At 60.9% G+C, this 14788-nt stretch carries 17 protein-coding genes; 13 read left to right on the top strand and 4 right to left on the bottom strand.

Translation table 11 applies throughout. The annotated features are described in order from the left end of the window. Positions 1–585: 585 nt before the first annotated feature. Positions 586–1461: a nucleoside triphosphate pyrophosphohydrolase family protein gene (locus DFR72_RS44685; protein WP_090074576.1), complete on the bottom strand. Its 876-nt coding sequence runs from the start codon at positions 1459–1461 to the stop codon at positions 586–588. 118 nt (positions 1462–1579) lie between these two features. Here DFR72_RS44685 and DFR72_RS44690 point away from each other — a divergent pair, with 118 nt between their 5' ends. The 4 genes from DFR72_RS44690 to DFR72_RS45225 are packed head-to-tail and all read left to right on the top strand — an operon-like array spanning position 1580 to position 4059. Further along, positions 1580–1855 carry an acyl carrier protein gene (locus DFR72_RS44690; RefSeq protein WP_090074570.1) on the top strand — a complete coding sequence of 92 codons (276 nt, stop codon included), beginning with the start codon at positions 1580–1582 and terminating at the stop codon, positions 1853–1855. Between the two features lie 11 nt (positions 1856–1866). Next, positions 1867–2295, top strand: coding sequence for a helix-turn-helix domain-containing protein (locus tag DFR72_RS44695; RefSeq protein WP_211335820.1), 429 nt, complete (start codon positions 1867–1869; stop codon positions 2293–2295). After that, on the top strand, positions 2292–3209 hold the full coding sequence (locus DFR72_RS44700) for an ImmA/IrrE family metallo-endopeptidase (RefSeq protein ID WP_090074574.1): 918 nt from the start codon (positions 2292–2294) through the stop codon (positions 3207–3209). Before DFR72_RS44695 ends, DFR72_RS44700 begins: the two co-directional genes overlap by 4 nt. A gap of 22 nt (positions 3210–3231) precedes the next feature. Beyond that, a complete protein-coding gene (locus DFR72_RS45225) occupies positions 3232–4059 on the top strand; it encodes a thymidylate synthase family protein (protein ID WP_143087034.1) in 828 nt (275 codons plus the stop codon). On the opposite strand, the gene DFR72_RS44705 is transcribed toward DFR72_RS45225, so the two are convergent. The 3 genes from DFR72_RS44705 to DFR72_RS44715 all read right to left on the bottom strand — a co-directional run bounded on the left by DFR72_RS44705 (position 4045) and on the right by DFR72_RS44715 (position 6824). After that, on the bottom strand, positions 4045–5103 hold the full coding sequence (locus DFR72_RS44705; RefSeq protein ID WP_211335822.1) for a nucleotide kinase domain-containing protein: 1059 nt from the start codon (positions 5101–5103) through the stop codon (positions 4045–4047). The two genes, DFR72_RS45225 and DFR72_RS44705, sit on opposite strands and share 15 nt — an antisense overlap. 147 nt (positions 5104–5250) lie before the next feature. Then, the gene (locus DFR72_RS44710; protein ID WP_114774010.1) at positions 5251–5985 is read right to left on the bottom strand and encodes an HAD family hydrolase; all 735 of its coding nucleotides are present in this window, start codon (positions 5983–5985) and stop codon (positions 5251–5253) included. Beyond that, positions 5982–6824: a GntR family transcriptional regulator gene (locus tag DFR72_RS44715; protein ID WP_177224671.1), complete on the bottom strand. Its 843-nt coding sequence runs from the start codon at positions 6822–6824 to the stop codon at positions 5982–5984. Before DFR72_RS44715 ends, DFR72_RS44710 begins: the two co-directional genes overlap by 4 nt. Before the next feature lie 209 nt (positions 6825–7033). On the opposite strand from DFR72_RS44715, the gene DFR72_RS44720 reads away from it, so the two are divergent. From DFR72_RS44720 to DFR72_RS45230, 9 genes are all read left to right on the top strand, one after another. Then, positions 7034–7510 (top strand): hypothetical protein, encoded by a 477-nt coding sequence (locus tag DFR72_RS44720; protein WP_090074551.1) that lies wholly within the window; start codon positions 7034–7036, stop codon positions 7508–7510. Positions 7511–7778: 268 nt separating this feature from the next. After that, on the top strand, positions 7779–8051 hold the full coding sequence (locus DFR72_RS44730; RefSeq protein ID WP_143087032.1) for a hypothetical protein: 273 nt from the start codon (positions 7779–7781) through the stop codon (positions 8049–8051). Positions 8052–8053: 2 nt separating this feature from the next. Then, positions 8054–8473: a hypothetical protein gene (locus tag DFR72_RS44735; protein WP_090074559.1), complete on the top strand. Its 420-nt coding sequence runs from the start codon at positions 8054–8056 to the stop codon at positions 8471–8473. A gap of 411 nt (positions 8474–8884) precedes the next feature. After that, positions 8885–9100 carry a hypothetical protein gene (locus tag DFR72_RS44745; RefSeq protein ID WP_143087033.1) on the top strand — a complete coding sequence of 72 codons (216 nt, stop codon included), beginning with the start codon at positions 8885–8887 and terminating at the stop codon, positions 9098–9100. Further along, positions 9097–10557 (top strand): FtsK/SpoIIIE domain-containing protein, encoded by a 1461-nt coding sequence (locus tag DFR72_RS44750; RefSeq protein WP_090074567.1) that lies wholly within the window; start codon positions 9097–9099, stop codon positions 10555–10557. Before DFR72_RS44745 ends, DFR72_RS44750 begins: the two co-directional genes overlap by 4 nt. Further along, positions 10554–12164, top strand: coding sequence for a replication initiator (locus DFR72_RS44755; protein WP_114774012.1), 1611 nt, complete (start codon positions 10554–10556; stop codon positions 12162–12164). Before DFR72_RS44750 ends, DFR72_RS44755 begins: the two co-directional genes overlap by 4 nt. A gap of 18 nt (positions 12165–12182) precedes the next feature. Then, the gene (locus DFR72_RS44760) at positions 12183–12362 is read left to right on the top strand and encodes a helix-turn-helix domain-containing protein (RefSeq protein ID WP_090074583.1); all 180 of its coding nucleotides are present in this window, start codon (positions 12183–12185) and stop codon (positions 12360–12362) included. Then, on the top strand, positions 12362–13639 hold the full coding sequence (locus DFR72_RS44765; protein WP_090074588.1) for a tyrosine-type recombinase/integrase: 1278 nt from the start codon (positions 12362–12364) through the stop codon (positions 13637–13639). Before DFR72_RS44760 ends, DFR72_RS44765 begins: the two co-directional genes overlap by 1 nt. Before the next feature lie 30 nt (positions 13640–13669). Continuing rightward, positions 13670–14641, top strand: a complete 972-nt coding sequence (locus DFR72_RS45230) for a hypothetical protein (RefSeq protein ID WP_143087035.1) — start codon at positions 13670–13672, stop codon at positions 14639–14641. The last annotated feature ends 147 nt before the right edge of the window (positions 14642–14788 follow it).

The following is a 14788-nucleotide window of genomic DNA, read 5'->3' on the forward strand; positions in this document are numbered from 1 at the left end:
GCGGAAGCGGAGGGATTTGAACCCCCGGACGGTTGCCCGTCTCCCGCTTTCAAGGCTGCATCTGGCTGTCCAGGCTTGTTCGGGCTAGTCCGCGGTTGTCGGTCCTGCCTGGTCAGGGGTGCTGTCCCGTCCCAACCCGTCCCGGACCGTTGCTACACCCGTCGCTACACCTCGTCCTGGGGCTTGCCTGGTGGTTGTCCCGTCCCGCTGGTCCTCGGTGGGGCGGCTTTGGCATGTCCGGTGGCCGATGACGCGGAGCGTTGGCGGGCGTCGATCGCCGTGCCCGGCTCGGTCAGGTCTTGGATCGCGCGATCGTCCTGAGGCCTAGGTGCTGGGAGCTCCTGCACGTCGCCGTCGGTGGCGCGCTGCCGTGGATGGACGCCGGCCGCGCCGCACGGCCGACGGGCGGAGCGAAGCGGGAGCCCGGCGTGCCGGGATGGATGGGGAGCCGGTGCCAACGTGACAGGCCTCGTGCGCGCCGCCGACGGCGGCGCGCCTTGATCCCATAGAGCCAAGTTCGGCAGCTCCCTGAGCTGACTGAGCTGACTGGGACATTCGGCCGATGAGGCAGTGCTGTCGTGGGCTCTAGTCAGTAAGCGGGCTCCAGGTCAGGCTTCGGCTGCGAAGGTCAGCGTGCACAACGCCGCCGTCAGCAGCACGTAGCTGGTTCCACACCGCGAAACCTCTCAGGATCGCCTGCTCCCACGTAGCCGCGCTGCGTACTCCGACTTCGAGGGTGTTGGTCATCTTCTTGATGACGCCCAACAGCTCAGTGTCTATACGTTTGATGCCATCGAGATAGCTGTGAGTCGCTGCGTAAGCGAAGACGAGCGCAGCAATTCCTTCCTCAATCACGATCGCGCGGCCCCCATCCTCGTTTTCATCGACGGCCGGTTGACTCTTCCTCTTCCTCTTCAACAACGCACGCGTCACTGGGGACCAACCCAACGCGGCCGCGTACGAGAGATGGAAAATATCGTGAAACCGGTAGTAGTCAGGATTGGCAGAGGAGTCGGTGAGAGGGTCTCCTACTTGCGTTCCTTCGCACGTAACTCGGCTGACCCGCACCCCGTCGGCACGTTCTTCGGAACGGAACACGTAGGTCAGAGTTCCAGGGAATCGCTCGTTGTCGGGGAACTCAAGATCCAGCGGCATCAGTGCCTCTTCTGGCATCCATCTGTCCGCCACCTTGTCCAGGTTCGCAACCGCGATGTCATCGAGGCTGAGTCCGGCTCGGTCGGCAACGACAGCGACGTACCAGAGGACGTCTCCAAGCTCCTCACGCAAACGAGCTTTCGCCCAGGTATGGGCTACGCCGTCGCGGGCTTGCTTCTTGTACTCCGTCGCTAGAGACCCGACCTCGCCCACCAGCCCCAGGAGCGGTACGAAGATGTCCCCAGCTGGGTACATGGTGCGCTGGTCGGTCTGCAGCGCCTTGCGCTGGAACTCGTCAAGCTTCATGTCACGTGCCTCCACATCTCGATCTTGTCCCCTGAGCCGACAGAGACTGTCTTGCAACCCGACAGGTACTGTCCTATCATCAGACACGCACGGTCGGCAAGTCAGACAGGAGTGGTCGGTGCCAGAAGCGAACCTGGATGAGATCGAGCAAATGATCATTGAGCTTCTTGCTGCGGATCTAGGCACCGATCCGGACGAGCTGCGACAGGAGCTTGTAGGTCGAGGTAGAGATATGCCGTTTGACTCGATCCTCTTGGTCGAGCTACTAGCTCAGGTAGAAGACAAGTACAAGGTTCGCCTAGAGGCGACGGAGGAAACTGCTCGTGCGATGCGATCTATCCACGGCTTTGCTCGGCGAATCCTTGACGAGATCCAAGCTGCCGGAAGTAACTAAAGGGGCATGAAGTGAGCGCCAGTGATCCAGTTATGAACAGTCGCCCTGATACGGAAGAGAATGCTGCTAAGGCGAAGGAAGAACCAGCATCTGGGGATCAGCAGGAGCGTCTCGGTGAACGGCTCCGTAGTAGCCGCGAAAATCTGGCGGTTAGCCAGCAGGTGGTTGCCGACAGGACCGGCATTCCGCGCTCGGCGATCTCTGATATCGAGAAAGGAAAGCGCAAAGTCGACAGCTTGGAGCTTAAGAAGCTCGCGGCAGTATATGGCCGTCCTGTTGGATACTTCTTGGATGAAGACGAAGAGGCGGACGCTGGAAATCACACTCTTCAGGTGGTAAAGCGAGCCGTAGCGGGCCTAAGTGATGCTGACCGCGTTGAGCTTGAGCGCTTTGCGCAGTTCTTGCGATACCGAAAGCAAGCGGGAGGTTCGGAAAAATGAGTCGGTGGCCTTTGGCTCACAGGACTGCGCATCTCGCGGCGGAACGCCTACGCATCGATCAGAAGATCGCTCCAGGTTCACTTGTTGACCCTTTTGAGTCAATCAAAGCAGCGGGTTTGTCTCTTTTTGCGGAGCCAAAGGATCGACTATTTGGCGCATATTTTCCAGAATCCGCCGATGCGATAGGCGCGATTCTGTTGAACGCAGAACTCGACCTGGTCTCCCAGCGCCACACGGCATCTCATGAGCTAGGGCACCACGTGCTCGGACACGGTCTCCAGGTAGATCTAACGACTGACCAGTTCGAGGAATCCTCCGCCGGGGATTGGGATCTAACGGAAGCTACGGCCGAAGCTTTCGCGGCATGGTTTTTGATGCCGCGTCGGAACCTATGTGCAGCGCTCGCTGTTCTCGGCTTGACCCAACCTGTCGATGCATTCGATGTGTACAGAGTTTCGCTAATGCTTGGGTCATCCTATCGGGGAACTGCGCGCCACCTGGCTACGACAAAGATTATATCCAGGGCGGCGGCTAGCAAGCTTGAACGCGTGGCACTGGGGCGGGTCAAAGATCGACTGAATGGCAACGATTTTGATCAAGTTGACCGTAGGAGGAATGTCATTGAACTAACCAAGTTTGCTGGCTGGGGTCGCGTCATAGCCGAACCGGGAGATCGAATTATCCTCGACGACGAATTCTGGTCGGATCGGGCGGCCGAGTGCCCCAATCTTGTTCTTGTGGGTCAAAGAGATGGAAATTCATATTTTGATGTTACGTGTTCCGCCGGCGGGTCTGCCGATGTCCACATGGACCCGCCGCAGGGCAGGCAGGCTCCGACTGTCTTGAGCATTCGCAGTCCGCTGGTTGGTGAAGTTTTTACGGAGCTGATTCCGGACGTAAGTCAGATGGTCTAGCGGGCTCGCCAAAGGGGTATCCATGAAGTCGTTGGGAAGCATAGTATCGGCGTCAGACGTCAGTGACGGATGGCTCCAGATGATTGATATTGCTCTTTCCGCGCCTCAGTACCAGCTTTTGCATTCGGTAGTAAGAATGGCTAATCCGACGGCGGAAGACCCTCACGTGAGGACAGCTGTGGATGAGATGCTGTCAGCAAGGAAACTTGCGCCTGTCGAAACCGTTGCCAATACGATTTTTCCGGCTTCTCTTGCTGCTCGGTGCAAAGATGCCGAAGAGCTGAGTGATCGGTATCGGCGAATTTATGCAAGGCTGCGGAAAGAGAGCACCAAAAACCGGTCTGGAACATACTTTGGTCGACTCGTGGAGTATCCCGGCCTAGAAGGGAAGGGGCAGCTTCCCCGATTGATCAAACTTCTTAGTCGGGAGGTCAAGAAGCAGCGTAGGGTCGCGCTATACGAAATGGCTCCATCAAGCCCTGTGGTAGATTTCGAACCCGTAGTGGAGAATGGGTCAGCGGAATATGAGGCTGTGCTAAGCGAACCGGTATCCGTGTACGCTCCGGAAAAGGATGGACTTCCCTTTGGGTTTCCTTGCTTGACGCAGCTCTCATTTCAGCTCGATGGTGATCGATTGCACGGGCTAGCGCTTTATCGTGGCCAGTATCTTGTCGAGCGTGCCTACGGGAACTATCTCGGTATCGGACGACTGCTTGATTACATCGCAAGCTCTTCCGGTCTCAAGTGTGGGCAGCTGACGGTAATGGTCGGCTATGCTCAAGTTGAGAACGGCTGTGTCATCCATGCAAGGAATGCGGTTAAACGGGTTCGTCAGCTAGCTCTCCTTTGAGTATCGAGAAACTTGCTGCGCAAAACTCTTCTCAATTCCCCACTTTGGTGGAAACCAAGGCGTCAGTGCCCGCGGATCTTGACGGTAGTTCTGCTTGATTCGCTGCCTACCCGAGAGCCCGGTGACTTCTGGATGTGCGACTCGCGCGTACTTATCTACTTCGCAGAAGAGGTTCTGGCAGTCGATTAGCTGAAGAGGGCGACCACCAAGGGTTTCGAAGTCAAGTCCCAGGCGATTGAAGTGAAGCTGTTGAGTCTCTGTGACCCACTCGATCACTTGCTCTTCGATGCCATGCGATGCAGGACCGAAGCATTTCCTGATTCCATCTCGGGCGCCGGGGCCCGCAACGATATATTCGCCTTCATTAAAGTTGAGTACAGAGGAGTAGTTTAGGTCTATCAGCAGTTGGTATCCGATAAATCGGCCAATCCCAGGATAGTGCAGCAGCATTTCGTAGGCCTGCCGCATGCTCGCGGCGTCCGTTAGTTTGTTGGGTAGTCCTTCATTCATCATGTAAGACAGAAGTTGTAGATGGTTTGCGTGTTTGCGCACTGCGCCCATGGGTGGCGGCGGGATTACATATGCGGCCGAGTAGAGTCGCCGGCCAGCTTTAAATGCGGCATCCAGCACCGCCCGTGCTACGTCCTCACGCCACGTCCTCCAGCTAATGGGTCCGATCGTTGATTCGAGAAGTTCCCAGGTTTCAATCTTATTGAAGAACTTGAAGAGGAGAGTTCGGAAAACTACATCTTGGGGTTCCTGGGGTCCTCCGTATGCGACACTGCGTATTCCAAACTGACTTACCCTGTCAGTGGCGCGATAGCAGTTAGTGAATCGGTGCCTCGAAAGAATATCGTCATCAACCGAAGTTGATCTACCGGTGATGCGATCGAAGTACAGTCGCTGACGCGCAACCGCGAAATGCCAGTAGGTATCAAACACGACTGTCGGTTGAAGGCGACGGCCAGCGATCGTGACTGCAGGCAGCGGTTGAGCGGCTCGGCTCTCTGTCGGCCGCGTGCGTAGCACGGGAGCAATGCTCATGGGAACAACCTAGTCCTTACTCGTCACTAATGGTATGGCCGCCACACCCGTTGAACGGCTATGGGTAGGCGAGCGAGTGTCCGCACACGTGTATACGCAAGTGACCATCGTTGGTCTGCGGTGCTGATGTAGTACCGCCTCGCGAGGTCATGGGGTCTGATCTTCGCCGCGTGATGCGGCGGCTAGAGCGGCGATCGTTTGAAGCTCAGTGATCATCATTCTCGCGCCAGCGCGAGAGAGGCTATCCAGCTTTCCGTCTTTGTTGGCGTAGCCGATCGGAAAGACTTCGCTTCTTAGTCCTGCGGTAATATCAGCGACTGAATCTCCGATGAATATGCACTGAGTGGCGTGTAGGTTCAGCTTAGAAACGGCGATTTCTACGAGATACGGGTTCGGCTTCAGAAGATCAGGGTCTGAGTCCGTTCTTGCGGATATGACGTCCACGGCGTCAGTCAATTCATGAAGGTGGAGATAGGAAGAGATGGACGCGACTGAATTATTGCTCACGATTGCAAGACTGCGCCCGGTTTTACTCCAGGCCCGTATTAGGTCATGTGAGGCTATAGTCGGTTCCGCTGTCGCCATCGCCTCTACTTCATGGGCTCGCATAGCAGCTTCGACATAGCGAGCTTCCTTGACTCCCAGAGACGCCGCGTATCGAAAGACGTCGAACGGATCGTCGGTTTCCTGAACTTCTGTCGGAAGCCGATTATGGCCTCCCTGTGCCAGGGTCTCCCGAAGCTGGCCCGCCACAACGGGCGCAGGGAAACCCGAGAAGACCGAGCACACCGGTCCATCGAAGTCGAGTAGGAGCCCAGTCGTTTCAGACAGCAGGAGTCGGGCTGCGTCGGCGTCGTCAACTGGAACTGAGTTCGTGGTCATCGTTGGTACTCCACGGAGACTGTCTCCCACATGGAGTCAAACCACATGCGAGCCTGCTCGACGTACTGGCTCCCGGTGCTGGTGTCGTCGTCAGTGACGCTGTGTTGGAACAGGATCGCTTCCTTGCCGACAAGGTCGTAGATCGGCTTCGGTTCGCCGTCGAAGCGGATTACGTGCTCGCGGACTGGGTAGAAGCCGAAGAAGGCTTCCTCGTTGTTGAGCAGGTACAGCTTGAACAGCGGTGCTGCTCGGTGGACCTTGATTTCAACGGAGACGTCCTTGACCAGGCCGAGGTCTCCGAGTTCCTGGACGTTGTCGACGATCGCGAGGGTGTGGCGGCGCATGATCTCGTCCATGCGCTTGCGGAAGCCTGGGCTGTCCTGCAAGTCCTCGACCTGGCACGGGATTGCCCACGGCTGAGACGTGTCCGGGACGAGCATCCGGATGTTGATCGAGGCAGGCGTCAATCGACCGATTCGGATCTTGTCCAGTGGCTCCTGCATGACGCCTTGTAGCGTCTCGCCGGAGAAGCCAGCAAAGTCGATGGAGACGTGCTCGGCCTCGAACGCACGCTCGATGTGAGGCCGAAGCCCGACCGGGCGCTCGGTGCGCTCGCGAACGAAGACACCACTGCCTTGTCTGGAGACGATCAATCCTTCATCGCGCAGCTCGCGCAACGCGTTCTGCACTGTCATCGGTGCGACTTCGTACTTCTTCGCCAACTCGGCGCGCGAAGGCAACTTGTCGCCGGCCTTGAAGACCTTGGTGAGGATGGCGGCCCGTAGAGCGTTCGCCACCTGCACGTATGGCGGCCGCGGGTCATCCGGGTCGAGTCCCATGTCTCCTCGTCTCGCATCAGACGGTGCAAAGCGCCTCGCAAAGCGGCGCAAAGCTGTTTGTTCGCACATGTTCGCGCTTGTCTAGCCCGCCTAGAGAGCTAGCTCACCTGCGGAAATCGCAACTTGCTTGACCTGGCTAGGCAACCTAGCTAGATTCTAACTTGGCTAGGTCGTACAGACGGCCTAGCGGGGCTAGGGAGGTTGCGGTCATGGCAGTTCCGTACGGCACTCGCTTCGATGCGTCGTTTGACCAGGTCTTTCCGCAGGGCGCGCTGATGGTCGGCGTGGTCGCTCCGGACATGGAGTACATGAGCAACGAGGACAAGGCGCGCGGCAAGCAGGCTAAGCAGAAGGTGGACGAGCGGTCCGGCAAGCGTCAGTGGAAGGTCGTCGTCACCGACCCGTCGGCCGAGAAGGAGCGGGACGCGTCGGTGACGATCACCGTGCTCGCGGACGTCCAGCCCGTTCCGCCTCAGGCCGTGCAGGTCATGCCCGGCGTTGAGGTCCGGCCCGTCGCCTTCGAGGGGCTGACGGTCGAGCCGCGCGTCATGGGGGACCGGTTCAAGTACCAGGGCTTCACGATCCGGGCCACGGGTATCAGCGCGCCTCAGGTCGGGGCTTCCCCCAAGCGTGAGAACAAGCCTGCGGGTCAGCAGGGGCAGACCGATCAGAAGTCGGCGGCCTAACAGTGGCGCGGCCGTCGCGTGAGGCGGTCGCCCGGTGGAACACCGCGTATGCGGAGCAGACGGCGGCACTGTTTGCGGCGTCCCGTACGGGCGACAAGCAGGCACTTCTTCGTCTGGCTCTGGGCTACTCCGCGGTGGCGGAGGCGTGGCGGATCTTGGCCGCTGATCTGGCGGTGCCGCTTTGGGCTCGTCACGCCTGCTCCATCGCCGCTGAGGAGTTCGAGCGTCGCGCGCGGCTTGAACAGTCCCGTTCTGGGGAGGAGTCGTGATGTTGAAGCTCATGATCTCGCCTGGTCCTGCGGCGTCGGCGGACATCGTGGCGTGGCCTGACTCGACCGCTGCGGAACATTGCCTGCGGCTGAACCTCGATCCGGCGCAGATCGCTATCCATGTGCCGGACGGGCCTGAAGGTCGGGAGCAGTTGGCGGCGTTCCTGCGGACGCTGTCGCAGCACGCCGGCCTGTTGGCTGCGGTGCTCGAACCGTCCAAAGGTGCTGGCTGGGTTGGCAACACGCCTGGGCCACTGACTGAGTGGGGTTAGCCATGCTCGACGAACTTCAACTGTCTGACGCGGTGCTCGGTGAGTTCGCGGACGACGTGCAGGTTCAGCTGATGCTGGTGGCCCTGCTCGACGATCCGTGGAGCTTGTGGACCGTGCCGAAGCTGGCCGAGTTTCTTCGGCAACCGCTGTGGACCGTCTACCGGCGGATGGAGCGGTTGCGCCGCTGCGGGTTGGTGCAACGGGTTCCGTTCTGGCCGGAGCAGGAACGGCCTTGGCGGTACTGGGTCTCGCCGGACGGGCTGCGGTCATCGCGGTGGCTGATCCGGGCGAACTTCGAGGTGCTGCACGTGATGGCGGTACCGCTCGGGTTGTCGGTGCGCAAGGCGTTGGGATTCGGCCCGGTCCTCGACGCCTGCCGGTGTGACTGTGGCCGGTGCTGCTGCGGGCTTCCGCACATCTAGCCGAGTTAGGCGGTGGTGCCGGTGAGGCCTCGCCTGCTGGCTCGGTTGATGTACCGAATGAACCTGACCGCGAAGCACCCGGTGACCGGGCGGATTCGGATGGAGTACCGGAACTGCTCGCGGTGTCTAGGTGGCGGGTGGTTCCGCAAGACGGAGAAACGGCCGCTCTGCTCCTGGTGCAGGGCGCTCGCCAAGAAGCTCGGTCAGAGCTGATCCACAACTGAACAAACAGCGTTGGTGTGTGTCGCGCGGAAACAGTCCAAAGTCTTGGCGGGCCTTGACTGTTCCCGGCGACGTACACCGACTCGAACGACTCTGAAATCGTTGGGACACAAGGAGATTCGAGTCATGCATAGGGTATCTGTGCGCACCTGGGGTGCGTCAAGTCGACAGGATCGCTTCGCTGCGATGGTGGAGCGTTTGCAGACGGTCGACACCTACACGGTGATGGTCGACGGTGGGGAGCTGGTCAGCCTCGAACTCACCCAGGCTCAGGCCGAAGGGTTCGAGTGCCTGACGTGCAAGCGCTTGTGCGGCAACGGATTGAGTGCGTTCAAGCCCGTGGGGTTCATCCCGAGCACGGGCATGGTGTTCCGCTGCGTCTCGTGCCTGGACGGTGCGGCATGAGCGGGACGAAGTGGGTCGATCCGGCTCCGTTCGAGGGCGCTCGACCGCGTTTCCCTTGGTGGATCTGGCTTCCCCGGTGGGCCAAAGTTGTTGCGGCGCCGTTCGTGCTGGCGGGGTTCGCCGTGTGGCTCGGCGTCCGCCTGGTGCTCGTCGTGGTGCGGTACCCGGTCGTGGCCGGCCTGGCCGTCGCCGGGCTCGCGACCTATCGGAAGTTCGGGCTCTCGCCGCTCGTGCTGGCGCTGCTCACGCTCGTCGCTGTGCTGCTGATCTGGTTCGGGCTTCACCAGTCGTCTTTTCTACGGCACTGCTGGTACCGCGCGGTCACTGAGTGGCGCCGGGCCACGGTCTACGTGCCGAAGTGGCGCACGGTCATGCGGTTGGCTGATCTGGCCAAAGAGCACCGGCGCAAGGAGTACCTGCCTGAGCTGCGTCGCGTCCGAGCTGAGGGCTGGCGGGACAAGGTCCGGGTGCGGATGATCCCCGCGCAGTCTCCAGAGCAGTGGGAAGCACGTCGGGACAACCTGGCGCACTCGTTCAACGCTCGATCCTGCCGGGTGCGGGTGCTGAAGCCTCGGCTGCTTGAGCTCGACCTCATCCACGCTGACCCGCTGGCTCGGCCTGTGGCTGTTCCGCCGCTGGGGGATTCCGCGGAGGTCGACCTTAAGAAGCTGGTCGTCGGGAGGACGGAGACCGGTAAGCCGTGGAGGTTGAAGCTGCTCGGCTCTCAGATCCTCGTCGTCGGTGTCCCTGGCGCGGGTAAGGGCTCGGTGCTCTGGTCGATCGTCTGGCAGCTCGCTCCCGCGATTCGCGCCGGCCTGGTTCGGCTCGTCGGCATCGACCCCAAGGGCGGTATGGAACTCGGTCAGTGTCCTGACGCCTTCGACAAAGTCGTCTACGACAACGGGCCGGAAGCCGTTGAACTGCTGGAAGAGATCGCAGCGGAGGTCAAGGCTCGGGCGTCGCGGTACCGGGGCGTTCGTCGGCTCTGGACTCGGAACGCCGGTGAGCCGTTCACGGTCCTGGTGGTCGACGAGCTGGCGGACCTTGTCGCCTACCAGCAGGACAAGCAACTCCGGGAACGTGCCGGGCGTGCTGTCCAGACGATCAGCTCGCAGGGACGCGCTCCCGGTGTGGCCACGGTCGCCCTGGTGCAGGACCCGCGCAAGGAAGTCGTGAGCTTTCGGCAGCTGTTCACCACTCGGGTGGCGCTGCGCCTGGACGAGCCGATTCAGGTGGACATGGTCCTGGGCGACGGCGTTCGGCAGCGTGGCGCGGCTGCTCATGAGATCAGCGAGAGCACGCCTGGTGTCGCCTGGCTTAAAGAGGACGGGCAGCGCGAACCAGAACGCGCGAGGGCCTTCCACGTCACGGACGCGGACCTGGTCGAGCTGGGCGTCTACTTCGCCCCGGCCACCGTTCACGACTTCCCGGCAAGCAGCGAGCGGAGGGCAGCATGAGCACGAACGTCCCCACGTTTCCCGGCGATGTTGCAGGCCAGTCCCGCGCGGAGCGGATGAGGCAGCCTGCCGCGCTCGACGTCACCAAGGCTGCCGCTGAGCAGCACGGCGTGTGCGTCCGGCCGTTCACGATGGAAGTCGAGGACCACGAGTCCTACGAGGTTCGGTACGTCGCGGTGCCGTGTGGCTCGACGATCGAGAGTGTCTGCAAGCCCTGCGCGAAGAAGGCCAAGGCGTTGCGGACGGCTCAGTGCCGTGAGGGCTGGCACATGGAGGTGGAGCCTGACTTCACTCCGGAACCGCCCACAAAGGACCAGACGGAGCTGTTGGAGTACCGCGCTGACCTCATGAAGGTCTTCAAGGAGGAGGGCAACTCGGCTGAGGCAGACGAGCTGCGGGAGGAGATTCACAGCGTCGACGAAGAACTTCGGCAACTCGGCGTCCGTGGTCGCCTGCCCTCGCCGGACGATCCCGGCAAGCGGCCCATGAAGCGCTCGACGAAGCGTCGGCAGGACGCGCCGGACCTGCCTCGGCGGCGTGTGGAGAAGCGAACGGTTGGACGGGAGTTCGCGGGAGCCTTCCGTCCCTCGATGTTCGTGACGCTCACCCTCGACACCTACGGCAAGGTGCGCGACGACGGCACGCCGGTCGATCCGGACAGCTACGACTACCGCCGTGCCGCAAGGGATGCCGTGCACTTCGCGTCACTCGTTGACCGGTGGTGGCAGAACCTTCGGCGGGTCGCAGGCTGGGACGTCCAGTACTTCGCCACGGTCGAGCCGCAGAAACGCGCTGCTCCGCACCTGCATGCGGCACTCCGCGGCTCGATCCCTCACGAAGTCATTCGCCTGGTCACAGCGGCTACCTACCACCAGGTGTGGTGGCCCAACCACGACGAACGCGTCTACGTGGACCAGCTGCCGGTCTGGGACTTCAACGCCAAGGCGTTCATCGACCCGGACACCAGAAGGGCCTTGGTCACCTGGGAAGACGCGGAGGTCGAGGAACCGGCGCACGTCGCGAAGTTCGGCCGTCAGGTGCACTCCAAGGGAATCCTCGGCGGCTCTGAAGAAGCTGGACGGCACATCGGCTACCTGACGAAGTACCTCACGAAATCCATCGGTGAGGTGGTCGAGCAGGACACCGAACGGCAACGCCGGCATGCGGACCGCCTGGCCGACGAGTTGGCCGTCACGCCCTGCTCGGACCGGTGCGCGAACTGGCTCCTCTACGGCGTCCAGCCTCGCGGCGCGAACTCCCGCATGAGCCCAGGACGGTGCAAAGGAAGGGCTCACCGCAGGGCCACGCTTGGACTGCCTGGGCGGCGGGTTCTGGTGTCTCGCAAGTGGTCGGGGAAGACCCTCGCGGACCACAAGGCAGATCGGAAGCGCTTCGTGCTCCAGGCGCTCAAAGCCGTTGGGATCGAGAAGCCGGAAAAGGACCCGGCTCGGCTCGTCTGGCACAAGGTTCGGCCTGGTGATCCGAACGTGCCGCCACGGGCGCATCTGCTCATGCATGCGATCGCTCAACGCGTGACGTGGAAGGCCGAGTACGACCGCGCACTCCTCGCGGCTGGGCCTCCAGATCTTTCGGCAACTGCGGCCTGATCAACCAAGGGGGAAGACATGAACGACATCGCATATCGCGTTGAGGAAGTCGCTCGGGCCCTTCGGGTGGGGCGGACGAAGGTGTTCGACTTGATCAGGGCCGGTGAGCTGGTGTCCGTCAAGATCGGCGGGAGTCGTCGGGTTCCGGCCTCGTCGGTGCAGGCGTACCTGTCTCGGCTGATTGCGGAGGCTGCGTGATGGCCGGGGGCAAGCGATCCAACGGTGAAGGCTCGGTCTACCAGCGCAAAGACGGGATGTGGATCGGCGCGGCCTACGTGCTCACCACAACTGGGCATCGCAAGCGCGTCACTGTTTCGGCAACCACGGAGTCGGAGGCCTGGAAGAAGCTCAGGAAGAAGATCGCGGACTCCGATGCCGGCATCCCGGTAGCTGCGGAGACGTGGACGCTGGAGAGCTATCTCAAGTACTGGCTGTCCACTGTGGCCGCGACGAAGAGGCCTCGGACGGTTGAGGGATACGGCGTGGTCGTGCGGCGGCACCTGGTGCCCAACCTCGGGGCGAAGAAGCTCCATCGGTTGTCGGCGCAGGACGTCCGGACGTTCATCACGCGGCTTCGGAACGACTGCCGGTGCTGCGCGGAGAAGATCGATGCCAACCGGCCGAAGGATGCTCGGCGATGCTGCGCCAAGGGGGAGTGTTGCAAGACGGTTCTTTCCGACCGGACCGTTCAGCAGATCCACGCTGTTCTGCGGAATGCGCTGGCGCACGCAATGCGGGAGGAGGTTGTGCCGCGCAACGTCGCCAGGCTCGTTCAGGTCAGGTCGCCTCGGTATGACGTGAACCGAGGCCTGGACGCCGATCAAGCAAAGGCGCTACTCAAGGCGGCGGAAAACGATCGGCTGAAGGCGCTGTACGTCCTGGCGCTCTACCTCGGAATGCGGCGCGGCGAACTGCTCGGCCTGAGGTGGAAGGACATCGATTGGGACGGGTGGGACGAGCCCTGCGCTGAGCACACGGACGACTTCTGTGAAGACTGCGCGGAGCAGTACGCACCGACGTTGCAGATCCGCCAGACGCTTCAGCGGGTCGGTACGAAGCTCGTGTTCGTGCCGCCGAAAACGGATCGGTCAGAGCGAGTCATGCCGCTGCCGCTGCTCGTCGCCTGGGCGCTGGTCGATCACTGGGACCTCCAGGACGACGAAGCGGAGGCTGCGGGGGACCGGTGGGAAGAGTCGGGGCTGATCTTCACGACCATCCTCGGCGGGCCTATCGATCCGACCTATCTCCGATCGAGCTGGTACCCGATCCGGAAGCGTGCCGGCCTCGATGAGGTGCGCTTTCACGACATCCGGCATTCGTGCGTGACGCTGCTGCTCAGGCTCGGCGTACCGCCGCACATCGTCCGGGACATCGTCGGCCACTCGAACATCGATGTAACGATGACGATCTACGCTTCGGTATCTCTGGAAGACAAGCGTGAAGCACTTCGAAAACTTGCGACCTCACTCCACTAGGAAGCATGCAGACCACTACCGAGGGGTAACGTGACCAGGCTTTTTGAGTCGACCTCCGCATTCGAGCGCGAATATAAATCTTTGTTTGATTTCATTGGTGCAAGCACCTCAGCGATCTGGACGATGCGATGGCAAGTGCATGGATACGTGGCCGCGCATCCAAATGCTGGAGACGATGCGCTAGCGGGCTACTTCCTTAGTGCTCCTAATGTTGGAAAGTTCGATTTCGGATATTTCAGGGCAGAAGAGTGGTCGACGCAAGAGCAGGCGATCGCCCGCATGGGGATTATCAACGTCATCGCCCTATATGAAAGGTGGGCAGAAGGGATAGACTGCTTGACCACGCGAAAAGCGAGTGGTCGAAGCAGCCTGACAAGCCTCGGATCGCTGTGCATGGGGAACTCGGCTACATCCGATCCCGACTATAGCTATGGTGTTTCGCAGATTCACGATTCTCTTGACAAGAACCGATCCGACTTGATGTTCAAGGCATTTTCGAGCAAAGTGCGTTCCAGTCGGCTTCATGCGGGATCAGAGCTTCGCAAGGTGCTGGTCGCCTACCGCGCCTTCAAGGAGCTTCGTAACGGATTCATGCATCGCAGCGAGCTTCCTGATCCTAGTCTTATCAATCGCTTTAATCAGCTTGATCAAGATAGCGTTGGCTTGACTTATGCGCGCAATAGGGGGCCGCATTTTCCTGTTGTGCAAGAAGGGGTGAAGCCGAAGCTGGAATTGAAGCACGCATACTTCGCTTGTCATGTTATTAAGACTCTGGTGCAAACTTTTGATTCCGAGCTTGCTTTGACCTCCTACGGAGCGGAGGAGCTTCTGCGCAAGGTGCGATCGGTTGAAGTAAAAAGGTTCCAAACTCCGCGTTCCGTGGACTCACTTGCAGCATCGGTCGGCCGCTACATCATTCGATTCGGCCTTCCTGAGCCGGTCGACTCCAGAGCTCTGCTGAAGCTGCTGCAAGACGCAAAGGCGATCCAGGTCGACGCGTAGGGCGCAGCTCGACTATGTGCGTTGCTACACCCGTTGCTACACCAGAGGGGGTGTGACCAGCCTCAACGGCCGGTCACACCCCTTCTGAACTGCGGAAGCGGAGGGATTTGAACCCCCGGACGGTTGCCCGTCTCCCGCTTTCAAGGC

This window comes from Lentzea flaviverrucosa (assembly GCF_003350445.1).
In the GTDB taxonomy this organism is placed as follows: Bacteria; Actinomycetota; Actinomycetes; order Mycobacteriales; family Pseudonocardiaceae; genus Lentzea; species Lentzea californiensis.